This window comes from Paenibacillus sp. LHD-38 (assembly GCF_031157315.1).
Lineage (GTDB): Bacteria > Bacillota > Bacilli > Paenibacillales > Paenibacillaceae > Pristimantibacillus.
The window spans coordinates 1-24,516 of the sequence record NZ_JAVIFU010000048.1 but is presented as its reverse complement, the minus strand read 5'-3'; the positions used below and the strand labels follow the sequence as shown (position 1 = coordinate 24,516).

The window sequence follows — 24,516 nt, the reverse complement described above, 5'->3', positions numbered from 1 at the left end:
GAATTAAAGTTTGCATTTGTTTCGTCTTTAGTGCAAACGATTGCACAATCACTTTCGCAAAGATTAGAGGAGCCGGGAGGTGTTAATTCAGCGCGAAGAAGCAGTGAAACGGGATTTTTCAATAAGAATTGAACGAGCATTAACGATAATTTGGGGAGGTTCACACGAATGGGCTTTGCTCTAAAACGAAAGAAAATGCTGGCTATCCTGTTAATCGCGGCTATGATTTGGTCGATTGCCGGTACCATACCGATGCAGGCGAGCGCTGCGGCTCCGACTCGGGTAGTGCTTGTCGGCGACCTGCAGTCTGAGCTGGGCCATACCGGGGACTGGGACCCGGCAGCCGAAGCTACGAAAATGACCGATAACGGCAATGGCTATTACAGCTTTACGGCCATGCTGCCGGCTGGGGCTTATGAATATAAGGTTGCCCTAAACGGCGGCTGGGATGAAAGCTATGGCTTTAGCAGCTATACGAATCCGAGTGGCGCAGAGAATGGAGGCAATATCAAGCTGAGCCTGGCTGAAGCAGCTGAGGTTACTTTTTACTATAATCACGCTACGCATAAAATCGCAGATTCCAGCTATTATACGCCGCTAGCGGGCGATAAGCTCCCGCGTATCGTTGGAAGCCTGCAGACGGCAATCGGAGATCCGGGGAACTGGGCACCGCAAACGGCGCTCGCTATGATGGGCGATTCTGATTTTGACGGTAAGTACACGATCACGAAGGATGTGCCCAAAGGCAATTACGAGTTCAAAATCGTACTGGGAACGACATGGGAGGATGAGGCTTACCCGCAAGAAAATCAATTGCTCAGTCTTCCCGCGGATCTGCCGGTAACCTTTAAATATGATGCCAACACGCATGCGGTAGCGGCAGATTTCAAGGCACCGGTTGAAACGGATCCGGACCCGGACCCGGTAGATCCGAATATCGATCCGGTCCCTGCGAAGCATCTTCGCGTTCACTACAGCCGGACCGATGCCCTTTACGAGAACCAAGGGGTATGGGCGTGGGACCATGTAGCTGCTCCATCGGCAAGCTGGCCGCTTGGCGCGACCGCCTTCCCGGAAAATAAGCGCGACAGCTACGGAGCTTATGTCGATATTCCGCTTGCGGATAACGCCAAAAAAGTAGGCTTCCTTATTGTTAACCGCATCGATGGCGCAAAGGACGGCGGAGACAAAGCCGTAGCGATAAGCACGCCGGAGGTTAATGAGGTTTGGATACAGCAGGGCTCCGATAAGGTATCCTACTACGAGCCGGTAGAGCTTCCGGCTAACACCGTTCGCATTCACTATGTAAGAGACGATAAAAAACAGAGCGATTTTGGTCTATGGCTGTGGGATCAGGTGGCAGCGCCCTCTACAGGGTGGCCGGCGGGAGCATCCGCATTTACAGCGGAGCATGTTGACCGTTATGGCAGTTATGTGGATGTACCGCTTCTAGAAAATGCTCAGAAAATGAGCTTTCTGGTCGTTAACCGTACGTCAGGCGATAAAGACGGAGGGGACCGAACCTTCAGTCTCCTGGATCGCTACAATCAGCTGTGGATTAAGCAGGACGACAACAACGTCTATGTGTCCCCTTACTCCGAATTGCCAACGGGACTTGTGTCCGCCGAAATCTTATCTGAGAGCAAGCTCCTTCTCGGGTTCACGATGACCGACGGACTCGCAGCGGATGAATTGAAGACAGCGATCACGATTAAAGATAAGGACGGAGCAGCCGTTGCCGTTGATCAGGTTACGCTAAATACGGATAAAAAAACAGCCTTGCTTTTGGCGAATATCCAATTAGACAAAGCTCCGCTCAGCGTTACCTACCAAGGGAAAACCATATCGGCCGCTTCAGGCTGGAGAATGCTGGATGAGCTGTACGACTACCAGGGCAATGATCTTGGCGCGAACTATGACTCCGGCGGCGTTATCTTAAAGCTCTGGGCGCCAAAAGCCAGCACTGTCGTTGCCAATGTCTACGATAAGAATGACGCAGCCCAGCTTGTCGGCAGCGTGGATTTGACGAAAGGCGACAAGGGTGTGTGGACGGCAGCCATTGCTCCTGCCGATTTAGCCGGTCAAGGCATAACCGACTTGAAGGGTTATTTTTATCAATATGAAGTAACGAATGACGGCGTAACCCAAAACGTACTCGACCCGTACGCGAAATCGATGGCGGAGTTTAGAGTCAATACGAAAGGGGCGGCTGGTCCTGACGGCGATGCGGTCGGGAAAGCGGCCATCGTCGATCTAAGCGGTACCGATCCTTCGCTAGACTATGATTTTGCCCAAATCGACGGCTATGAGAAAAGAGAGGATGCGATTATTTGGGAAGCGCATATTCGGGATTTTACATCCGATCCTTCCGTTGCCGGTGATCTCACGGCACGATGGGGCTCCTACAACGCATTCAAGGATAAACTGGCTTACATCAAATCGCTGGGCGTTACCCATATTCAATTGCTTCCAGTCATGGCTTGGTATTATGGCGACGAAGCGAACATGGGTGTAAGGGAGAATGAGTATTCGGCGATCGATAATGAATATAACTGGGGTTATGATCCGCACAGCTATTTCTCGCCAGACGGCGCTTATTCAGAAAATGCCAAGGATCCTGAGCTTAGAGTGAAAGAATTAAAGGGACTCATCGATGCGATTCATGAGGAAGGCATGGGGGTTGTGCTTGATGTCGTTTACACCCATATGGCAAAAGCAAGCTTCCTGAACGACATTGTGCCAAACTATTATGCGTTCCAGGATGCGAACGGCAACAACATCGGAGGCTTCGGCAACAACCTGGCGACCTCTCACAAAATGGCGGAAAAGCTGATGGTTGATTCCGTTAAGTATTGGTTCGATGAATATAAAATCGACGGCATGCGCTGGGATATGATGGGCGATGCCACTTATGAGTCCGTTCAGCATGCGTATGACGCGGCTGCGGGCATTAATCCGAATGCCTTGTTCATCGGGGAAGGCTGGAAAACGTTCGGTGGCGCCGCTTCCGATCCTGCCTTAAAGGATAAGGGCGCAGACCAGGCTTGGATGGACAAAACGGACAGCGTCGGCGTCTTCTCCGATGAGATTCGCAATGAATTGAAATCGGGCTTCGGCTCCGAGGGCGAGTCGAGATTCATAACAGGCGGAGAGAGAAGCATCGCTACGATTATTAATAACATTAAGGGCCAGCCGGGCAACACGCCGGCGGACGACCCGGGGGACATGGTGCAATATATCGAAGCCCATGATAACTTGCCGCTATACGATGTTATCGCGCAATCGATCAAGAAGGATCCTGCTGTAGCGGCTAATGATCTGGAAATCCATAATCGGGTACGGCTGGGCAATTTGCTTATCCTGACGTCGCAAGGAACGGCCTTCCTGCATGCAGGGCAAGAATACGGCCGGACGAAGCAATGGCTGGGCGAAGGCATCCCGGAGCAAAAATACCATGAGCTTGCGGATGCGTCAGGCATCCCATTCGGGTATTTTATCCATGACTCCTATGACTCGTCCGATGCCATTAATAAGTTCGATTGGCAGAAGGCGACGGATGCCGGAAAATATCCGGTCAACCATGTTACGCAGCAGTATACTTCAGGCTTAATTGAGCTCAGAAAGCATACGGATGCGTTCCGTCTGGGCGACAAGGATTTGGTTGATTCCAACGTGACGCTCATTAACGCGGAGGAAATGAAAACAAATGACCTTGTGATCGGCTATAAAAACAAAGCAACCGACGGCACGGGAAATTATTACGTATTTATGAATGCGGATAATAAAGAAAGAACGCTTACGCTTTCGGAGGATTTGACGGGAGGCACGGTCGTTGTGGACAGCGACGAGGCGGGCACCCAGGCCGTTGCAGATCCAACGGGCTTCGAGCTGACAGCGAGCAAGATTAAGCTTGCGCCTTTGACAGCCGTCATTATTAAGCTGGATGCGGCAGCGCCGGAGCTTACGGGGCTTGAGCTGGATAGCGCTAGCTATTCCCTTCAAGTAGGAACGACGCACCAAACGGCAGCTTACGCGAAATTCAGCGACGGCAGCAAGAAAAAAGTAACGAGCGCTGCCGTATACTCATCGGCTAATCCGGAGGCAGTAGCGGTAACAGCGGGCGGTCTTGTGACGGCTATCGGCGCAGGGCAAACGACCATCACGGCTACGTACAAAGGCATCACGGCGAGCGCGGCGGTTTCAGTTACGACGGATTCGGTGAAGCGTTACGTTCAGCTGAATTACATCCGGCCAGATAAGAACTACACGGATTGGAATCTGTGGATTTGGAATACCGGCGTGAAAAATGACCAAATCAATTTCGATAAAGTCGAAAACGGCGTGGCTACGGTCCTGCTGGAAATTTCGGCCGACACGACCAGCGTAGGCTTTGTGCTTCGCAAAGGAACTGACTGGAACACCGCGAAGCAGGATATTCCGGATGATCGGGTCATACCGATTGCACCGGGGGCTGCCTTTACAAAGGTCAATATTACGAGCATGGTCAGTCAACTTGATATTTTGCCAACGATTGATGGACCTGTTCTGAAGGATGGAGGCATTACCTTCCTCTACCGGGATGATACGTTGTTCAAAAACGGGCAATCCAGCGATTTGACCAGCGTTAAGGTGAAGGTAAACGGTTCGGAGTACGATATGGCTTATGATGCTTCGAAGGAATGGTTTGCGTATACGCTTGCTAATGTAGAAGGCGGTACGTACGAGTATACCTTTGTGGTGAAGAAGAAGGACGAAGCGGCAGTAGAAATTAACGATCCGAAAAATACTTCTGATGGCAAATCCGTCATTACGTATCGGAAGCCTGTCGTCACCATGACGGCAACCGTCAGTCCAGCTGCGATTTCGTACAACGAAAATGCGGTATTGACGATCACGACCGCCGTATCGGAAGAGGTAGCTTTTACGGATGGCTATATGGATCTGACGGCATTAGGCGGACCTGCTATGGTGAAGCTGGACACTAAACTGCTTGCTCAAACCATTGCCGTAAAAGATACGGTTACTGCCGGCGTAAAAGAAATACCGATTACACTGGTTGACGAGTACGGCAATAAGCATACGCATACGGGCTCGGTGTCCGTTAAAGCGAGAACGTTTGCCGGCAATTTGGACTTTGATTGGGATGAGGCGCGCATCTATTTCGCGTTAACCGACCGTTTTGCGGACGGTGACAGCACAAATAATACGGACGTGGATAAAGAGCATCTCGAGGCTTACCACGGCGGTGATTTCAGAGGGATGATCGACAAGCTGGATTATTTGCAGGAGCTTGGCATCAATACGCTTTGGATTACACCGATTGTCGATAATATCGATTTTAACAAAGGCGCTGATTTTAACGCCAAGCAATACGGCTACCATGGCTATTGGGCGAAAGATTTCACGAAGCTTGACGAGCATCTTGGCGATATGGAGACGTTCAAGGAGCTGATCAACAAAGCCCATGACAAAGGCATCAAAATCATGGTCGATGTGGTGTTAAACCATACTGGCTATGGCTTGAAGGCGGATGAAAGCCGCCCGGGCATTACACCTGAGGACAAAGCGCGCTTTGACGGCATGCTGAGGACGAATGGCGTTCAAGCCAGCACGAATCCGGTTGAAGGGGAGCTGGATCATCTTCCAGACCTGAAGACAGAGGATCCTGCTGTACGCGGAAAAATCATCGAATGGCAGGCAGGATGGTTAGAGCGGGCGAAGACGGAGCGTGGAGATACGATTGATTTCTTCCGCGTTGACACGATCAAGCATGTGGAGAGCACGACATGGAAGGCGTTCAAAAATGCGCTGACTGCCGCAGATCCCGAATTCAAGCTGATTGGCGAGTATTTTGGCGGTACGGTAGACGGTGACGGAGGTATGCTTCGCAGTGGTCAAATGGACAGCTTGCTCGATTTCAGCTTCAATGACAGAGCGAGAGATTTTGCAAACGGAGCCATCGACGCAGTGGACGCTTACTTGGCGGACCGCGAGACCAAGCTGGATAACACGACAACCATGGGGCAGTTTCTGAGCAGCCATGATGAGGATGGTTTCCTCTCGCATTTTGTTGATGGAGACAAAGGAAAGCTGAAGATCGCAGCAGCTTTGCAAATTACGGCCAAAGGCCAGCCCGTCATTTATTACGGGGAAGAGCTGGGCCGCTCGGGTGCCAATGCACGCGATATGAGCGCGGGTCTATTCAGCGAAAACCGGACGGATATGCCTTGGGAACAGCTTGAGGCTGAGCAAGCGCTGCATGATCATTATGAGAAGCTGCTCAATATTCGGGCTAAATTCTCGAAGGTATATGCGAAAGGGACGCGGACGAAGCTTGCGGGCTCGGATGCGCTGGGCTATCTGGCGTTTAACAAACAATTTAACGGCGTAAATATCGTAACGGTCATTAACACGGCAGCAGACAGCAAATCGGTTGTGCTGACAGCTCCTTTCGGAGCAGGAGCGACGGTTAAGGATGAATATAGCGGAACCATGTACACAGTGGCGGCAAATGGTCAATTGACGGTTTCCGTACCAGGCAGAAACGAAGGCGGAACGGTGATTTTGAGCGAGGTATCATTCAATGGCCCATCGCCTAGCACACCGCAGGAAACAGATGCTCAAACCGTGGATGAGAGCAGCTTGAAAACGGTCAAGGACGGCAAAGCCACGGTGCAAATAGCCGATGGAAAAAATGCCGTGCAGCTGCCGTTTAAAGCAGCGGCTATGCTGGCGGGCAATGACTTGGAGCTGAAAGCAAACGGCATTACGATTAATCTGCCAAATGAAGTGCTGGCAGCGATGCAAGCCCTTGTTCCAGCCGCCCAGACAGACGGCGCGCAGCTTGTATTTGAATTAATAGCTGTGAAGACGGCGGATGCTAATGCATTGCTTGATCGTGTGGAGGCCGATCAGACTCAGGTGAAGGCAGCATCTTTGGTTTATGAATTCCATTTAAGCGCAGTCATGAAGGATGGGAAAACGGTTCAGGCTTCGAAGTTCGAGAAGCCGATTACGATTACCTTCAAGGTTGATGCGAATGTGAACAAAGACATCGTTGGCGTTTATTATGTTAGCGATGACGGCAAGCTGGAGTACGTCGGAGGCGCGTTGAACGGCGGTTGGATGACGGCGGAGGTATTCCATTTCAGCAAATATGCGGTTCTGGAATACGACAAATCATTTGCAGACGTTCAAGCCGGCCACTGGGCTTCCGCGGCGGTGAAGTCGCTCACAGCGAAGCACATCGTGAATGGGATTAACGGGATGCAGTTTGCTCCGCAAGTAAGCGTAACCCGTGCCGAATTCGCAGCCATGCTCGTTCGCTCGCTTGGCGTTAAAGCGGATGGATCGGCAAGCTTCTCCGATGTTGAAACAGGCAAATGGTATTCCGGTTATGTGGCTGCAGCGAGCGAGCTGGGTATCGTAAAAGGCCGCAGCGACAGCAAGTTTGCGCCGAATGAAAAGATTAGCCGCGAGGAGATGGCGGTTATGATTATTCGGGCTTATGAAGTGCGCAAAGCGAACGAGAGCGCCGCGGGATCGGCGGAAGCGGCGTTTACCGACCGCAGTGAGATTAGCACGTGGGCCGCAGCATCCGTATCGGCTGCCGCGGAGCTTGGACTGGTTCAAGGCAGAGCGAACGATGCCTTTGTGCCGAAGGGCAATATGACGCGCGCCGAAAGCGCGCAGGTAATTTACAACTTGCTGGCAAAATAAAAAAAGATGGGCTGCTCCTTTGGTCAATTTGACCATTGGAATCAGCCCGTCTTTTTTATTGCCTACTCTTGCCATGCTGGATAATGAGCCACACCCCGAACAAAATCAATGCTCCGGCCGTGCGATGCTTATATTTCACCGCGAAACGAACGAGCTTTTGCCGCCAAGTACGGCGTCGGCCGTTTACTTGTTGGCGTAGAGTAGATGGCTACACTGCAATAAATACATTAGAAACCTGACATGACCCTCGAAGCGGACAGCTGCGTTGCAGAAAATACAACAGAATCAGCACTCAGATATGAAAAAGAACCGCATATAGCTGATTCTGTTGTACAAACTACAATGTAGCTCCATAGGGAGCGATTAGAGGAGCATTACGTTGCATTATCTGCAGCGTAGATAAAGGGCGATCAGCCTTTACAGCGCGATGTATAAACAAAATACGGTTACAGAATGCAGTAACCGGGTGCGATAACCGAATGCAGTAACAGAATGCAGTAACCGAATGCAGTAAGCGAATGCAGTAAGCGAATGCAGTAACCGGATGCGGTAACCGAATGCAGTAAGCGAATGCAGTAACCGGATGCGATAACCGAATGCGGTTACCGAATGCAGTAACAGAATGCAGTAACCGAATGAAAGCTCGTATCTGGAAGATAAAGCATGCCATGTAGGCTGCCTACTCCTTGCCATGCCGGATAAAGAGCCACACCCCGAACAAAATCAATGCTCCGGCCGCGAGCTGGTAGCCCGTCAATGCTTCTTTCAAAAGCACCCATGCGAGCAGCGAGGAAATGACGGGCTCGCCGAGTACGGACATCGACACGGCAGCTGCGCTCATATGCTTCAACAGCCAATTAAATAGATAATGGCCGAACAGCGTGGGAACAATCGCCAGCAGCAGGAATAAGCCCCATTCCTTCGAGCTGTAGCCCGTGAAGGGATTGCCGCGTACGATATTGTAGAATGCAAGCGCCGTAGCAGCGAGCGCGAATACCCAGAAGTTATAAGCGAAGGCACTCATATCCTTCCGCAGCTGCTTGCCGATCAGCATATGAACGGCTACGGCAGCCGCTCCAAGAAAGGATAGAATATCGCCAAGCAGCGCATCTCCGGAGAGAGTGAAATCGCCCGAGCCGATGACGATTGAGCCTGCAAGCGCAAGGCCCATGCCCCACAGCATCATGCGGTTCGCCTTGATTCGGAATAGGAAGTAAGAGCCGAGCATCACCATAACAGGCTCAAGCGTTAAAATAACAGTTGAGCTTGCAACGGTTGTTAGGCGAAGGGATGCCATCCAAAGCAAAAAGTGCAGGGCAAGCATTACGCCTGAAGCGGCTAACAGCCGCCATTGTCTTGCGGTGAGATGGAACATTTCAGCGCGGTACTTCCAAACGAGCGGAAGCATAATAAGATTGGTTAAATACAGCCTGTACATGGCAATGACGGCTACATCGGCATCGGACCATCTTACGAATATCGATGAAAAGGAGATAGCGATTATCCCGATAATGTATAACAATTCATAGGTTGCGATTGACTTGGTGCTGCGTTCCATCGTTGTAATATCTCCCATACTTATAAAACCCCTGACTCTCTCAAAGCGTCAGCTCTTCAAGGATCAGGGGTTTGTATTATATTCTCTACTTAACCGACTTAACCGACTTGACCGGCGGTAGGCTTAGCGGCGGCCTTCTCCAGCTCGGCGTCAAAATACTGCTGAAGCTCCGCGACCTTCCTTACATCCTCAAACGAGGCTTTGCCGGCAAGATAACGTTCGGCGAATACTTCCCATTGCGGCACGATTTTTTGCGAGGTCATCGTACGAATCGCATTTTTAACCATTCGGCGTTCCTTGGCATTCGTGTACATATCCTTAAACTGCTGCTTGAGGCTGAAATCCAGCTCGCCAAAGATTTTGCGGAATACTTCTGCCGTCATGCGGGCATCATCGAGCGCGCGGTGCGCAGAGCCTTCTGCCGTAATTTCAAGATCGAGCAGGGCTGCTTCTACGCTGACATCATTCGTGACATTCTTGTACCGAATATAACCTTTCAGCAGGTCGAAATAATCAGCGGACATCCAAAAGCTGTCATCGAGCTTATGCATCCGCGTATCGTAGACGATTCGCTTCAAGTCCTCGCCGCCCCAAGTAAAGAGCAGGAAGGTGTCACTTTTTTTCAGCCATGCGGTGAAATCGCCAATCACCTTCGGAAATCGGCTCGCCGTGTCGATGTCTTCCTGTGGAATACCGGTTTTCTTCTTAATAAAGCTGTTCAACTTGGAAAAATAAACGGGCCGGATTAAAGCGGAAAATTCATCTGTCTGCTCCAATGAGCTATTTAAACGAACTGCGCCAATCTCAATGACCTCCATGGGCAATTCACTTGCAAACTTACGTCCATTAAATTCAATATCCAATATAATATAATCCAAAATCTTAACCTCCGATAGATAGCCTGTGTTCTCCATTCTATCAGAAAAAGTTATCCAGATGGAAACTACAATATGGTAGAACGCGTTTTCAGCTTTATTTTCTTAATTTCACCACGTAGTAGAGTACCGTTCCAACCTTTTTACATTTATTTTACACGCAAAGAAACAGCCGCATCCGTAGAGGAACGGCTGGAGGGAGCGGCATACTGCGCATGCCGCTTGCGGTTCGAGGCTCGCGTTAGGAACGCTTCATACGGCGGGAATTAAGCCAAAGCGGAATACGGAAGACTAAATTGATGAGCAGTACGACAAATACGAGCACGGCTGCCGCTTTTTGGGCAATTTCCTGCGCATCGCCGACAATGGCCTCGGACTGCACATACCAGAGATGGACGGCCAGCGTGGCGCCGGGCGAAAATAGGCTGAAATCCCACATCTCACCGGATGTTGTAACGCCTGCAGTCAAAATGATAACCGCGCTTTCGCCAAACGCGCGGCCAGCCACAAGGCAGATGCCTGTGATGATGCCGTTTAATGCGGCGGGAATCAGCGCGCGGGTGATCGTTTGCAGGTGAGTGCCGCCAAGCGCGAAGGAAGCGTTCTTCAGCTCCTTGGGCACCGAACGTATCGATTCTTCGGTTACGCGGGTCAGCACAGGTAAATTAAGAAAAGCTAAGCTGACCGCGCCGCCTAGAATAGTCAAGCCGATCTCGAAATATTCAACGAACAACGCAATGCCGAACAATCCGAATATAATAGATGGCACCGAAGCTAGGCCTTCCACGCAAATGCGAACGAAGCCGATCAGCTTGTTGTCCGGCGCGAATTCTGCCAAATAAATGCCGGCTGCCATTCCGAGCGGAATGGAGATCAGCAAGGAAATAAACAAAACGTAGAAGGAATTCAGCAGAGTCGGACCGATCCCGCCGCCCTCGTCAATCTCGCTTGGCAGGCCGAATATGAAGTCCCATGTAATCTTCGGGAGTCCATCCTGCAAAATTAAAAAAAGGAGACCGAAAATAAAGACGATGATCAGGATGCCGAGCGACCAGACCACGCCAGTGAACACGCGGTCTTTGAGCCGGTTGAGTCCTTTTTTGCCGCTGAACGGATTTGCCAAAGGGTTAATATCTAGGACTTGCTTCATGCTTGTGACCCCTTTCTTTGCAGCCAGCGGATGGCAACGATCATGAACAGCGATATGACGAGGAGCAGGAAGCCCATCAAATAAAGCGCGTAATTCCACGTGGAATCAAACGGAACATTCGAAATTTGCATAACGATGTTGCTTGTGAGGACGGAGGTCGGCTTCAGCAGACTGTCGGCCAACTGAGGCGTATTGCCGATGACCATAACGACAGCCATCGTCTCGCCGACCGCGCGCGCCATGCCTAGAATAACGGCATACATGATTCCGCTTTTGGCCGAAGGAAGCAGCACTCTCCACACCGTCTGGAAACGGGTAGCGCCGAGCGCGTAGGAGGCGTCGCTGAATTTGGAAGGAACCGCGCTGATTGCATCATCGCTTATGCGGCTCACGGTTGGGAGAACCATAATGGTAAGCACGAGCGCCGCTGCAAGCAGACCATCGCCCATGCCGCTTCCGGTCACATTCCGAATCAAGGGAATCAGAACCGTCAAGCCCAAGTAGCCGTAAACGACGGAAGGGATGCCGACGAGCAGGTCAAGCACCGGACGAAGCATGTTTTTGAGCCAGGGCGGTACAAAGACAGATAGAAACACGGCAATGATCAGAGAAATGGGCACGCAGATCAGCAGCGTTAATGCCGTTAGGGCGAAGGTGCCAAAAATAAAGATCAAAGCGCCGTATTGCTCATTCTCGGGATTCCATTCCGTGCTGAAGAAGAAATCCATAGGCGAAATATGGCTGAAGGTCAGCACGCCGGTACGGAACATCAGCAGCAGGATCAGAAAAAGAATCAGGCATACGAAGCTGGCTGCCGCGATACAGAGATAACGAAAGAGACGGTTGGTAAAGAACAGGCGGGATCTTCGGTCGAAAGGCTTGCTGCTGCCAGCCAGTATGGCTTTGCCGAGCTCGGCGGAAAGCCGCGGCCGCGACTGCCGTCCGGCATGAGTGGATTCCAACATATACGGTAAGCTCCTCTAAGCAAAAGCATTCTGAAGCCGGCCTTGTCTTTAGGCTCCCAGACGCTTTTCGCTATGAAATATAAATGGGAATAATGATTAATGCCATTGAAGGAAAGAACGGCCGACTCAGGCGCTTATTCGCGCAAGCCGACCGCTCCTTTGAAGAAAGACTATTTAATTGCCGAGATCGGAATGAATTTAAGCTTCTTCAATGAACCATTTTGGAACTTCGTGCTTTGTACATATTTGATGAATTCTTTCGTTGCGCCTGTCGGCTGGCCTTTTGTCATATAGTAGCCGTAGCCCCATACTTTGTACTTTCCGTTGATGACATTCACTTCAGTAGGAGCAATGTCGTTGATTTTTACAGCCGTCATTTTGTCTGTTACATAAGCAAGGTCCATATAACCAATGGCATTAGGAGTAGTTTCGATTGCGGACTTCATGTCGCCGCTCGTTTTTACTTCCTTGTAGTTATCGCCTTTCGTCATGAAATCGGTACCGTCAAGCGCTTTGTCTTGGAAGTTTACGCGAGTGCCTGAACCAAACGTACGGTTTACAACGATGATTTCAGCGTCCTTGCCGCCAACTTCTTTCCAGTTTTTAATTTTTCCGGAGAAGATGCCTTGCAGCTCTTTTGTCGTTAGGTTTGTTGCCGTTACGTTCTTATTTACAACGGCAGCGAAAGGAATAATGGCTACTTTATGAGCAACTTGGCCTTCGAATTTTTTGAAGCCGGGAACATCCTTCGAAGCATCCCAGTCAACAGCTCCGATGTTAGCGATGCCTTTGCGCACAGCTTGTGGCCCTGTGATCGAACCGGCAGCGGAAGCTGAGATTTTTACTTTAGGGTTGAGCTTTTTGAACTCATTGGCTGCTTGAAGCGTCAGCGGCAGAAGGGCAGAGGAGCCGTTGATGACGATTTTGCCGCTTAGCTTGCTAGCTGCGGTAACAGTAGGCGTGGAAGCAGGAACGGAGCTGAAGCCGATTACGGCGATGAGCGCTGCGATCGTTAATTGTTTAAACCATTTCATTAGGAATAACCTCCATAAATTAGTTAGTTATGTTTTTCCAGCTGCCGTTCGTTAATACAGCCAGTTGACCGTCGATAAGTGCCGCGATATCCGAGCCGTTCGAAACCACCAGCTCCGAAGCGCTGTCCGATACCGTTTGTACGAGCTTGCTTGCGCCCGTTGCGCTGTCGATCTCATAGATTGCGTTGGTGTTGTTTCCATCTGCTGTTAACAGATAGAGTTTGCTTCCGCCTTGAACGAGCTGATAAACATCTTTGTCAGCGAACAGGGGCGTGCTTGCTTTTCCTGCATTATCTACTGTTACAAGTTGTCCGATGCTTGCCTCGTCTGCGCTTACGCTGACGTAGCTGACTTTCGAGCCGTCGTCTGACAGTGCTAGGAAAACCTTATCTGCCGTATCTTTAGTAAGCTGCAGCGGCTTGTTGTCTGCTGCCTTGGTATTGTAGAAGTAGATTTGCGGCTCGGTGCCCGTAGCATCGATAGCGACATCATCAAGCTCAACGTCCTTGCTGCTGTCTGCAGTTACTTTCGGTTGCTTGAAGACGTAGAAAGCAAACTGTGTACCGTCAGCGGATACTTCAAGGTTCGCTTTGTAGTCGACCTTGTCTTCCAATACCTTGGTCACTTTACCATCAGCCAGGGCAACCTTTGCGATAACCGAGCTTTTGTCGCCTTGCAGGAAGAAGAGGGAAGAGCCGTCGCTTGACCATTGCAGCTCATTTTTGATCGAGGTGTCCGTGCTTACCTGCTTCGATTGCTTCGTGCTCAGGTCAATCGTGAATACGGCACCGTTCGCATCGGAGTAAGCGACGCTTTTGCCATCAGGAGAAAGAACGAGCTCGGAAGCGCCTTCGGACTTCAGCAGGAGCTCGTTTTTTCCAGTAGCGGCATCAACTAAGAAATCCTCGCGTCCTTCGCCCGCTGTGCCCGACACAATCAGCTGGGAAGCATTAACCCAAATCGCATGCTCTGCTCCGTCAAGCAGCTTCACCGTGCTGATGGCATTATTTTCAAAACTTCCGCCAAGCGCTTTAACGAATGCGGCAGGCTCGATAAAAGTAGAGTATGCGACTTCCTTCACCGGATGCGAAAGCGGAGTGGCAGCGCCGTTAACCGTAATGGATTTCGAAGCGTTTTTTAGCTTCAGCGTGTTCTCGCCGAACTTAACGACAACCGTGTGGTCACTGTTGATATGCAGCGTAGCGCCAATAGCGTTCGTGATGTCGCGAACGGAAGCGAGTGTGACGCCCCCATCTACAATCGTGCGGATGGAAACCGGGTTCGCGTTAACGAGAAAGCTTGAAGCGCTGATTTGTACAGCTTGATTTCCTGCTGCCGTTTGTGCGAATACCGGAGTGACTGCCGATGCGCTGATTGCTGCTGCGATCATAGAGATGGCCATTGCTTTTTTCATTTGCATGGAATAGGATCACCTTTCTCAAATGGGTATTTTAGTATAAACCGAATCTCCGACGCCTTGGTCGGTATGTATGTGGCTTGATCCCTCCCAGGCAGCGTTTGTTCGGAACATGTTTATAGCATGTCGTTCATTTCTACTAGATCTTATCAGCTATTTATTATCCCATTATTTAGAAATTGTATTGAATTTGTAAATAAAAGGAGGTATATCGAACTAGGCTTTGATACGCTGACAGGAGAATAGATATTTCCCCCCTTATAAGTAGAAAGTGCACCATAGCCAGCTTCAAACGAGGTTTATAATGGGGTATGAACGCGAATCTAATTCATAATTGGAGGATCAATCGATGAACATTTCTATCGGAGGTTATTCATTTAACAACATGTATTTGGAAGGAAAGATGGATGTATACGGCTATTTGGAAACCGTCAAATACCGATATCGGATGGATGCAGTCGATTTGTGGAACGGTTTTTTAATTAACCGCAGCAGCAAGCCTATCATGAAGCTGGCGGATGAAAGCTATATTCGGAAAATACGCGAGGCGCTGGATGAAAAAGAAATGCGTGTCGTTAATTTTGCAATCGACGGGGCGCATTTATGGGACCCGGACAACGAGATGCGCCAGTATCTTTACGATAATGCGCTTCTTCATTTGCGCGCTTCCGTTCTATTGGGTGCCGAAACCGTTCGGATCGATACGGGCGGCAGCTACAAAAACGAAGAAAAGATGAGCGAAGAGCAATTTGAATACACGGTTAAGCGCTATCGGGAGTTTGCGGCTTATGCGGCGGAGCATGGTTTTCTTATCGGACCGGAAAATCATATGGGGGCATCGCTGAATCCAAATGAGATGAAGCGCCTCGCAGAAGCGGTTGATCATCCGTCCTTTGGCTTTCTCGTGCATCTGGGACGCTGGAAAGAGAACCAGGCGGAAGGCGACAGCATTGTTGCTCCTTGGGCTTACCATACCCATTTCGACGAAGAAACGGCGAATGGAGACCAAGCTGTGGAGACCATTCTGATGCTGGAGGAAGCAGGCTATAAGGGTTACTTTAGCGTGGAGTATAACGCGCCCGGCAATCAATATGCCGAAACGGAGCTGCTTATTTCTAAGGTGAAGAAGCTCTTGATCGACGCCAAACAGCAATCAGGCAGAGGGGAGCGGCATGATGAATAATATAAGAATCGGTATCATCGGCGTTGGACAAATCGGCAAAATGCATATCGAAAAGTATAAAGGAGTCGCCGGCGCGGAGCTCGTTGCCGTGTGTGACGTCAATGAGCAGGAGGCAAAGCGGGTTGCCGGGCAATATGGCATCCCGTATGCTTATGCGGATTTCCGTGAACTGCTGAAGCGCGGGGATTTGGATGCGGTTGATGTATGTTTGCACAACAACTTTCATTCCCCGGTAACGATTGCCGCTCTGGAAGCGGGACTGCATGTTTACTGCGAGAAGCCGATAGCGGGAACCTATACGGATGGCAAAGCGATGGTCGATGCGGCCAAAGCAAACGGAAAGCAATTGCATGTACAGCTGTTTACGTTATATGGTAAAGACACGAAGGCGGCCAAAACGCTGATTGACGGCGGTATGCTCGGAAAGCTGTACCATGCGCGCTCAACAGGCTTCCGCAGAAGGAACCGGCCTTTTGTCGATGGCTACGGCACGCCTTATTTTACGCGTAAGGAGACGGCGGCCGGAGGTGCGCTGCTGGATATGGGCGTATATCATATTGCTCAGCTGCTCTATCTGCTGGGAAATCCGAAGGTCGAGAGAATTTCAGGCAAAGTGTATCAAGAAACGGAGATGCTGCTGGAGCGAAGAGTGCAAAGCGGCTTTGATGTAGAGGAATTGGCTGCGGGCTTTATCCGTTTCACAGGCGGCTTGACGCTTGATATCGTAGAGGCATGGGCTGTGCATCTTGGCGGCTTCGAGGGCAGCAGCATCGCGGGCTCAAAAGGCGGCATACGCCTGCCGAATGAGCTGACAGGAGCAGGCGCGCAGCCGTTCAGCTTCCACAGCACCGTTTGCGATATGGATATGGACAGCACGCTGGATTTGGATATGATGGATTTGCGCAGGCATCGCCTTTATGAGAATGAGGATGCTTACAGCAGCTCTCAGCATCACTGGGTTGCGGCGCTTCAAGGCAGAGTGCCGCTGCTTCCAACGGCGGAAATTGCGCTGAATACCATGCTAATCAGCGAAGGCATCTATATGTCGGAGGAGCTTGGACGTGAGGTGGACGCAGAGGAAGTGATCACGCGTTCCCGAACGTCCGCGGTCGAGCTATAAAGACAAGGAGAGCTGGCAGCTGGATAAAGGACAGGGATATGAACAACCATTCGAATCGGACTTTTCATTTGATTAAGGCGTTTAACTTTTTCGTATACGGCGCGATCGCCGTCTATAGCACTTTTTTTGCATTATATTTGCAATCCATAGGAATGACCACGCTCGAGATCGGCGCCTTGATGGCAGGAGGTCCTATCGTCTCTATTATCGCAAATCCTTTATGGGGTTATTTGAGCGATCGGCTCCGCAACGTCAGGCTTATTCTCATTGTGATGCTTACCGGAAGCATGCTCATCATGCAGCTCGTCTTTTTGTATCAATCCTATACGATCATTTACGCGAGCATGCTGTTCTTCTTCTTTTTTCAAATGCCTTTATTTTCGCAGAGCAACAGCCTGATTCTAAACAGCATTGAGGGAACAACTCATAAATTCGGGGCTTTTCGCTTGTTCGGCTCGCTTGGCTGGGCGCTGATGGCTGTTGCGGCCGGGCCTGTCATTGGACAGATCGGCATCGATAATCTCTGGATGATTTATACGGCTATGATGCTGATCTCACTAGTCTTTGCCTTTGCGCTTCCAAAGGGCGAGGTGAGAGGGGCCGCTCCGGCGGGCAAAGTTAATTACCGCTCCATGTTCGTTAACCGGTCTTTCTTATTTTTTTTGATGATTGGATTAGTCATCTCCATCCCTAATTCAATGAATACCACATTCATCTCCCTCTATATTAGAGAGCTGGGCGGAGAAGCTTCATTAATCGGTTGGTCCGCTTTTTGGTCATCGATTTTTGAAATACCGGTATTTTTACTGCTTGACCGTTATTTAAAAAAGAATTCGCGAACCATGGTGCTGTGCCTTGTGGTAATCAGCATGCTGTTTGCCTTGCGTTGGTTTCTCATGTCTGGTGCGGACAGCGCGCAGCAAATCATTTTCATTCAGGTGCTCCATTGCTTAACCTTTGGCGGCTATTATTATATTGGCACGCAGCTAACCGTCCTGCTGGTGCCTGCTGAATTCAGAGCCTCGGGCCAGGCTGTCTATGCGCTTACTTGGGGCGGCTTATCCGGCATCGCGGCGGGTATTATCGGTGGCTGGATGTTTGAGAAAGCCGGCCCTCAGTCTATGTATCAGCTATGCGGCATATTGGCAGCGGCAGGGATAGCCGGCTTTTGCTTGCTGTACATGCAGCTGCGAAGAAAGGTATATACGAATCAGGAAAGGAGCATAGATATAGGGTGACTGCAACCTTTTTGGCCGCAGGTCCGTTCAAATAAGGGAACGGCCAAAACCGAACAGAAGAGGTGGACGACCATGAAGAAACGAATGAGCACAGCCATTGCAGCGGTCGCAGTCATGCTTTCTGCATCAATCACATCGCAAGCCTTCGCGGCTGCGCCTTTTAGCGATATCGCTACTTCAGGAAACAAAGCCAAAATTGAAGCCCTGCAGCAGCAAGGGATCATAAAAGGGGTGAGCGATACGGCGTTCCATCCAGAGGATAATCTAACTGCCGCGCAGGGCATTTCCTTAATCGTGAGAACGACGCAGATCAGCCTGGCTGCCATTGATTTCAAAAGGGCGCCTGTCGCGGACGACTATTATACAAAGGTGAAAAATGAAGCGTGGTATGCGGAGGATTTTATTATTGCGCATTACAACGGTCTTGATATCCCGGCGGATATTGATCCTTCTGCACCGCTTACGAAAGAGCAGTTTACGCATTACCTCGTCCAAGCGCTTGAGCTAACGGGCCAATATCCAACGGTCAAAATGTTTATCCCGATTCAAGACGAGAAGGATATTACGATTGATTACCAGGGGACCATTCAACGTGCGCTCTTGTACAAAATCATTTCCTTGGATGAAGAAGGAAACTTTGATCCTGCACATGTCTTAACCCGTGCGGAAGCAGCGGCCATTCTTTATGATACGAAGGCATTTATCGAAGCGCATAAAGAGAATGCCGCTCCGGAGCCGGAAACAAACGCATAACACTTGTTTAATATAAAAGCAGCTGATCGGACTTTTTACAGTCGGGTCAGCTGCTTTTTTCGATATATAAGAATTTATATGTTTTCGCTTGTCTTTCATTATAATTTATTTTTGAAAGATTTTAAGGAGATTTTTTAAGCAGTGACTCCGTTCTTAAAAGCGGCAAAAACGGCAAAACCATGATGTTTATAAATGCAGTCGGCATGGACAAAGCCGGCCTCGCAAATCCAGTTTATCTGATCCTGCACACTCGCGTTGATATCGACCTTGCGGCGTTCAATCGACGCTTCAATCGCGTCGTTAGACAAGCCGCTTTTTTGAATCGTGCTTACCCACTGCGACATGTAGTAGTCGTCCCAAAAAGGAGTCGAGCCCGCGGCTTGATCGGCATTAACGAAAACGCCGCCGTCGACTAAACGCTCATGAATGGTGGAGAAAAGCTCCCGTTTGGCGGTATGCGTCAAATGGTGGATAGAGAGGGAGGAAATGATGGCGTCGTATTTCTCCGTATAGGGATAATTCGAATAATCAGCCGCGATATAGTTAAATGCAGGATTATCGCCAAAACGAGCGCGTGCTTCCTTCAGCATTTCCTCGCTCAGATCGATTAAGGTGAAAGAAGCAAGCGGATATTTACTGCGTATAAAGGCTGAAAAAAGTCCTGTTCCTGCCCCTAAATCCAAAATGCGGGGAGCCTGGTTCACGCATGCAACGGCATCGGCTGCCATGCCGTAAAAGTCATCGAAGCAAGGAATAAGCTGCCTGCGCTGCTGATCGTAATTGGGGGCGACGGCATCGAAATGTTTTTTTACGATATCACTCATAAAATAGCCTCCTAGAGATTTAAATGTGCTCCTGGTGCGCTTCCTGGTTAAGTTAAATTGTATTTTACAGTTTCTTTCTTCATTACGTAAATATATAAAACTAATAATCTTTATAGGTAATAACTATGAAATAGCGAGAGTCCATAAGTTAAAAAATGGGTATTGCGCATCCGGGTAATTGATGTTATTATTGGTGAAAATTTCTCGATGATCGTAAATTCTAAATGACAAGCTAAATAGCTTTTACATTCTATGACGAGAAAGAGTACGTTATGGGCCTGATCGAACAGAGAGTTGGGGCAGCTGAAAACCAACGTTCGGGTACTAACGGAAAGCCATCTCCGAGAAGCAGGCTGAACGAGAGTAAGCTCTGCCGCATTTCCAGCGTTAACGGGAACATGCATTGATTGATGCATGGGCAGAGTGTCGCGCTTTGGCGTGAAACTAGGGTGGTAACACGGGTAGAGACTCGTCCCTTTATAGGGATGGGTCTCTTTTTTGTTTTCACAGCAACCTAAATTTAGGAGGAACAGACATGAAAACATGGTCGATGAGCGAGCAGATCTCGCCGCTGGTACAGCAAATTCCGCCTTCGGGCATTCGTAAGTTTTTCAGCTTGGCTGAGGGGAATAAGGATATTATCTCGCTCGGCGTAGGGGAGCCAGATTTCGTTACGCCGGAGCATGTGAGGGCGGCTTGCGTGAGAGCGCTGGAGCTCGGGAAAACCTCCTATACGCCAAATGCCGGACTGCTTGAGCTGAGGGAAGAGATCGGGAGCTATTTACACAATAGCTTTCAAGTGCAATATGAGCCTGCAAGCGAGATTCTCGTTACCGTCGGAGGCAGCGAGGCCATTGATCTTGCGCTGCGGGCGTTAATCGGGCTAGGCGATGAAATCTTAGTTCCTGTTCCGAGCTATATCGCCTATTCCCCGATTGCGCAGTTGAATGGCGGTAAGGTCATCGAGGTGGAGACGTTTGCGAAGGATCATTTTAAACTGACGGCAGAGGCGTTGACGGCTGCGCTCACTCCGCGCTCGAAGGTGCTTATTATTAACTACCCTAACAATCCGACGGGCGGAATCATGAAGTATGAAGACTGGCTTCCGATCGCTAAATTGGTGGAGAAGAACAACCTGATCGTTATATCGGATGAGATTTATGCAGAGCTCACCTATGATGAGAAGCATGTTAGCTTTGCTTCGCTGCCGGGCATGAAAGAAAGAACGCTGCTTATCAGCGGCTTCTCAAAAGCTTTTGCGATGACAGGCTGGCGGATCGGCTATGCATGCGGACATCAGGAGCTCATCGCCGCTATGCTGAAAATTCATCAATATACGGTCATGTGCGCACCTATACTCGGTCAAATTGCGGCGATTGAATCGCTTCGGAATGGCTTGGGGGAAAAGGATATGATGATCGATGCTTACGCGCAGCGCAGGCGGATGTTCGTCAAGGGTTTACGGGATATCGGTCTGCCTTGCCATGAGCCGCGAGGGGCGTTTTATGCATTTCCGTCGATTGCGCATACGGGACTTGATTCTGATGCTTTTGCACAGAAGATGCTGTTCGAAGCGGGAGTGGCAACGGTTCCCGGACATGTGTTTGGACGGGGAGGAGAAGGTTTCCTGCGCTGCTCCTATGCCTCCTCGGTAGCGAGATTAACCGAAGCGCTGGATCGCATGGATTGCTGTTTGCGTGCTTCAGGTATGTAAGGCGATGAATAGGAGAGGTGATGGGGATCATTAAGCAATTCGAAACGAGCAGCCGAATTCGCATTATTGATGTGATTAGAGGCTTTTGCTTGCTAGGCATATTACTAGCGAATATGCTCATTTTTCAATATGGGATATACGGGAAAGAAGAGCTGCAGCATTTTAACCCTTCCAGGATGGATGAAGTCATGCATCAGTCGCTGCAAATCGTAGTCGAGGGCAGCTTCATGCCTATTTTTATGTTCTTGTTCGGATACGGATTGTATAAGCTGCGAGAAGGTTTGATGTCGAAGGGGATAATATCGGGTGGGTCTTTGGTAAGGCGTTTTATCATGCTGATAGCGCTTGGCCTCATGCACAGCCTATTGCTGTGGGAGGGTGATATTTTACTCGCTTACGGAGTTACGGGCTTTTGTTTGTTGTTATTTGTGAAAAGGAAGCCCAAGACGCTTATCATTTGGGGCATCGCTTTAACCTTGTTACTGGCGGGAATCAGCTATGGGGCAGAGGAAGGTACGCCAAAAGAGCAAGATCGCATGCAGGAATATGTGATGCAGTCTATCTCTATCTACGGAGACGGGACATATGAGGAAATAATGGATTTTCGCTTAAATGAGGACCCGCTAGATTTACCTCTGGCCGGCATGGTGGCTTTGATGATCTTAATGCCGCTGCTGATGCTGCCCATGTTTCTGTTTGGAATAGCGGCTGCCAAAGCGCAGTGGTTCCATAACCCGGAACGGGAGAGGCGAAGGTACGCCTTTGCAGCCGCCAGTATGCTGCCGCTTGGCATATTGTTAAAGAGCTTGGGCGTGCTGCAGCCGGATTGGGTTTGGAGCGGTGTGGTGATGCATATTGGGGCGAGCATACTTGCTCTCGGATATATTTTTGGGTTGGCGCTTATATTATCGTTTTTAGCAAAAAGCTCGTTAGTTATATCGGCGTTTGAAGCGGTTGGACGGATGTCCATGACCAACTATTTGATGCAAACGGTCATTTGTACGACATTGTTTTATGGCTATGGGCTCGGCTGGTTCGGAGAAATTGGCATGTTAAATGGCTTGCTGCTGGCACTTTTCATTTATGCTGTGCAGGCCGTCGTGTCCAGCATTATATTGTTCAGGTTCAAAAATGGACCGCTTGAGCGACTGCTGCGGATGTGGACTTATTGGTCTGTTAGCGGCAAACCGCGGTCGATCCGGAAATTAGCAGATCATCCAGTAGTGGATGTTAGATTATAGGAACTGGACAAAAGGATATAAGCAGTGAACGGGAGAAGTACGTCCTATTCACAATAGGAAAAACGAAGTGCAGCAGGCCTCGACAGCGTTAAATAATACAGCTGGAGATAAACGATTCAAGCTGTAAACAAAACGGAAGGAGCAGACCGTATAGTTTGCTTCTTTTTTCGATGAGTCTAGGATGTTAGCAGCAGTGTTTACTCATTGACTGACTGCGATTCTATGAAGTGAATGTCCTGCGTGCTGGCGGAGTGAGCTGCAAATGTGAGCAGCCGAGCTCCTTCCTGTGCCAACGCTTCTCGGTCAGCCGCGCTCAGCGACTCGAATGGTTGAATAAGCAAAGCAGCTGATTTGCTCGTTTGTTCTATTTTCCAAGTGCCTCGCACAAATCCGTCTACAAGAAACGTTGACCGAATAATGCCGTTTATCGTGAATATTTGGGGTTTATGCTTCTCATCCATGATGCGGCTTCGGTTGGCGTAAGAGAGCAGCATGTTGTCGAATTCGGATAGGAACCTCGGCGGCGCTATCGTATCTGCAGGCGGCAAGGGTGCATTCGGCAGGTCGAATAATTCATTGCCGTTCTCATCTGAGAAGGTACGCAGCTTAGGGAGAAGGCTTTCTACCGTATCGCGCAGCTTGCTTAGACCCGACCATACCTGCATATCCTTGATGGTGGCTGGACCAAAGGCCGCGAGGTAACGGAGCAGCAGCTTATCCAACGAAGGAGCCGCGGCAAGAGGCTCGCTAAGCCAAGCTTCAGCAGAGGTATGCGCGGCTGGACCGCTTGAACCCCATATTCCGCGCGGCGGCACTTGGACTAGCGGGATATGGGTCCGAATGATCGCGCTAAGAGCAGCTTGCTCAGCATCAGGCCATTGCTCTCCGAGCACCTTGCCTAGCTCGTTGAAGGTGCGTGGACGCTCTTCGACTAATGCGCGGCCAGCTGCGATAATAGCGTCCAGATCTAATTCCGCCAGCTTTTTGCCGAAAGCGCTTCGTAGACCCTTTTCCGAAACCTCTGCTAGCAAGGGGCGCATTTCCAAGCAATCTCGCGCGCTAACCATATGGATTGTAGAACGCATAAGGGCAATACGCACGACCCTCCGCTCATTCATTAAATTAGAGAGCTGCTCGTGGCGGAAGCCTTCAAGCCGTGACCATAATGCGAAGTATGGCGGATTAGGAGCCTGCGCTTGAATCGCAACGAGCTGCTCAATAGCCTCAAGTACGGAAACGCGTGAGCGCTGCAGCAGCATTTGCCGCTCCAGCAATGCGCGGTTTAGTTGCCGTTTGCTAAGAATGGCTGCCGAAGCAGAACCGGTGTGCTGAGATGTTTCTATACGCATTCTCCAAAACCTCCTCATAACTTCCTTATTCCTCATTATGAGCTTAATTATATTTCATCAACCCTGACAGCATTATGGCAGGGTTAGTGTCGAAGAATTAATTTGTTTTTTACTCGCTGCTGTTGGCTTCGTAATGGAGCGTGCTAACCCCGGTATTTGTCAAGATAGTTGTCGCGATTTAATGAAAATAAGATAGTTACGTTTGCGTTTTTTGCTCAGCCAGAATAGGCATAGCTTTTTCCGGGTTAAGCCAAACTTCTTCTTCCAAACTCCAATCACGTGTAGCACCTGACCAGCGATTAGGGTGCGAGGCTTTCGCAGCTTCATAGACTTGCTTTCGCTTCTCGAACACCTGCTCCGCCAGCCCTTTATGCCT

At 49.8% G+C, this 24,516-nt stretch carries 16 protein-coding genes, 1 pseudogene and 1 other annotated feature; of the genes and pseudogenes, 8 read left to right on the top strand and 9 right to left on the bottom strand.

What is annotated here, in order from left to right:
* Positions 1–168: 168 nt before the first annotated feature.
* Together RCO25_RS27995 and RCO25_RS27990 are read left to right on the top strand one after the other, a co-directional pair.
* Positions 169–7,719 carry a pullulanase gene (locus tag RCO25_RS27995; protein WP_308999371.1) on the top strand — a complete coding sequence of 2,517 codons (7,551 nt, stop codon included), beginning with the start codon at positions 169–171 and terminating at the stop codon, positions 7,717–7,719.
* Between the two features lie 19 nt (positions 7,720–7,738).
* Positions 7,739–7,918 (top strand): hypothetical protein, encoded by a 180-nt coding sequence (locus RCO25_RS27990; protein ID WP_308999370.1) that lies wholly within the window; start codon positions 7,739–7,741, stop codon positions 7,916–7,918.
* Positions 7,919–8,398: 480 nt separating this feature from the next.
* Here RCO25_RS27990 and RCO25_RS27985 read toward each other — a convergent pair whose 3' ends face one another.
* The 6 genes from RCO25_RS27985 to RCO25_RS27960 form a co-directional block, all read right to left on the bottom strand.
* A complete protein-coding gene (locus tag RCO25_RS27985) occupies positions 8,399–9,295 on the bottom strand; it encodes a DMT family transporter (protein WP_308999369.1) in 897 nt (298 codons plus the stop codon).
* A gap of 80 nt (positions 9,296–9,375) precedes the next feature.
* The gene (locus tag RCO25_RS27980) at positions 9,376–10,155 is read right to left on the bottom strand and encodes a 3'-5' exonuclease (protein WP_308999368.1); all 780 of its coding nucleotides are present in this window, start codon (positions 10,153–10,155) and stop codon (positions 9,376–9,378) included.
* A gap of 238 nt (positions 10,156–10,393) precedes the next feature.
* Positions 10,394–11,302 (bottom strand): phosphate ABC transporter permease PstA, encoded by a 909-nt coding sequence (pstA, locus tag RCO25_RS27975; protein ID WP_308999367.1) that lies wholly within the window; start codon positions 11,300–11,302, stop codon positions 10,394–10,396.
* A complete protein-coding gene (gene pstC / locus RCO25_RS27970) occupies positions 11,299–12,267 on the bottom strand; it encodes a phosphate ABC transporter permease subunit PstC (RefSeq protein ID WP_308999366.1) in 969 nt (322 codons plus the stop codon). Before pstC ends, pstA begins: the two co-directional genes overlap by 4 nt.
* 170 nt (positions 12,268–12,437) lie before the next feature.
* Positions 12,438–13,301 (bottom strand): phosphate ABC transporter substrate-binding protein, encoded by an 864-nt coding sequence (locus tag RCO25_RS27965; RefSeq protein WP_308999365.1) that lies wholly within the window; start codon positions 13,299–13,301, stop codon positions 12,438–12,440.
* Positions 13,302–13,320: 19 nt separating this feature from the next.
* On the bottom strand, positions 13,321–14,721 hold the full coding sequence (locus RCO25_RS27960; protein WP_308999364.1) for a stalk domain-containing protein: 1,401 nt from the start codon (positions 14,719–14,721) through the stop codon (positions 13,321–13,323).
* 346 nt (positions 14,722–15,067) lie between these two features.
* Here RCO25_RS27960 and RCO25_RS27955 point away from each other — a divergent pair, with 346 nt between their 5' ends.
* The 4 genes from RCO25_RS27955 to RCO25_RS27940 all read left to right on the top strand — a co-directional run bounded on the left by RCO25_RS27955 (position 15,068) and on the right by RCO25_RS27940 (position 19,012).
* Positions 15,068–15,901 carry a sugar phosphate isomerase/epimerase family protein gene (locus RCO25_RS27955; protein WP_308999363.1) on the top strand — a complete coding sequence of 278 codons (834 nt, stop codon included), beginning with the start codon at positions 15,068–15,070 and terminating at the stop codon, positions 15,899–15,901.
* Complete coding sequence (locus tag RCO25_RS27950) at positions 15,891–17,021, top strand: Gfo/Idh/MocA family protein (protein ID WP_308999362.1); 1,131 nt, start codon at positions 15,891–15,893, stop codon at positions 17,019–17,021. Before RCO25_RS27955 ends, RCO25_RS27950 begins: the two co-directional genes overlap by 11 nt.
* A 38-nt stretch (positions 17,022–17,059) precedes the next feature.
* Positions 17,060–18,259, top strand: coding sequence for an MFS transporter (locus RCO25_RS27945; protein WP_308999361.1), 1,200 nt, complete (start codon positions 17,060–17,062; stop codon positions 18,257–18,259).
* A gap of 72 nt (positions 18,260–18,331) precedes the next feature.
* Positions 18,332–19,012: an S-layer homology domain-containing protein gene (locus RCO25_RS27940; protein ID WP_308999360.1), complete on the top strand. Its 681-nt coding sequence runs from the start codon at positions 18,332–18,334 to the stop codon at positions 19,010–19,012.
* Between the two features lie 134 nt (positions 19,013–19,146).
* Here RCO25_RS27940 and RCO25_RS27935 read toward each other — a convergent pair whose 3' ends face one another.
* Positions 19,147–19,836 carry a class I SAM-dependent methyltransferase gene (locus RCO25_RS27935; RefSeq protein WP_308999359.1) on the bottom strand — a complete coding sequence of 230 codons (690 nt, stop codon included), beginning with the start codon at positions 19,834–19,836 and terminating at the stop codon, positions 19,147–19,149.
* Between the two features lie 243 nt (positions 19,837–20,079).
* Positions 20,080–20,316 (top strand) — a binding site (T-box leader).
* Between the two features lie 55 nt (positions 20,317–20,371).
* Between RCO25_RS27935 and RCO25_RS27930 the strand changes: the two genes are divergently transcribed.
* The gene (locus RCO25_RS27930) at positions 20,372–21,550 is read left to right on the top strand and encodes an aminotransferase class I/II-fold pyridoxal phosphate-dependent enzyme (protein WP_308999358.1); all 1,179 of its coding nucleotides are present in this window, start codon (positions 20,372–20,374) and stop codon (positions 21,548–21,550) included.
* A 20-nt stretch (positions 21,551–21,570) separates the two neighbouring features.
* Positions 21,571–22,791, top strand: coding sequence for a DUF418 domain-containing protein (locus tag RCO25_RS27925; protein ID WP_308999357.1), 1,221 nt, complete (start codon positions 21,571–21,573; stop codon positions 22,789–22,791).
* 197 nt (positions 22,792–22,988) lie between these two features.
* Here the strand turns inward: RCO25_RS27925 and RCO25_RS27920 are convergent, their stop codons facing one another.
* A complete protein-coding gene (locus RCO25_RS27920) occupies positions 22,989–24,140 on the bottom strand; it encodes a winged helix DNA-binding domain-containing protein (protein ID WP_308999356.1) in 1,152 nt (383 codons plus the stop codon).
* 196 nt (positions 24,141–24,336) lie between these two features.
* Positions 24,337–24,516 (bottom strand): annotated as a pseudogene (locus RCO25_RS27915) (IS3 family transposase); the annotation flags it as partial.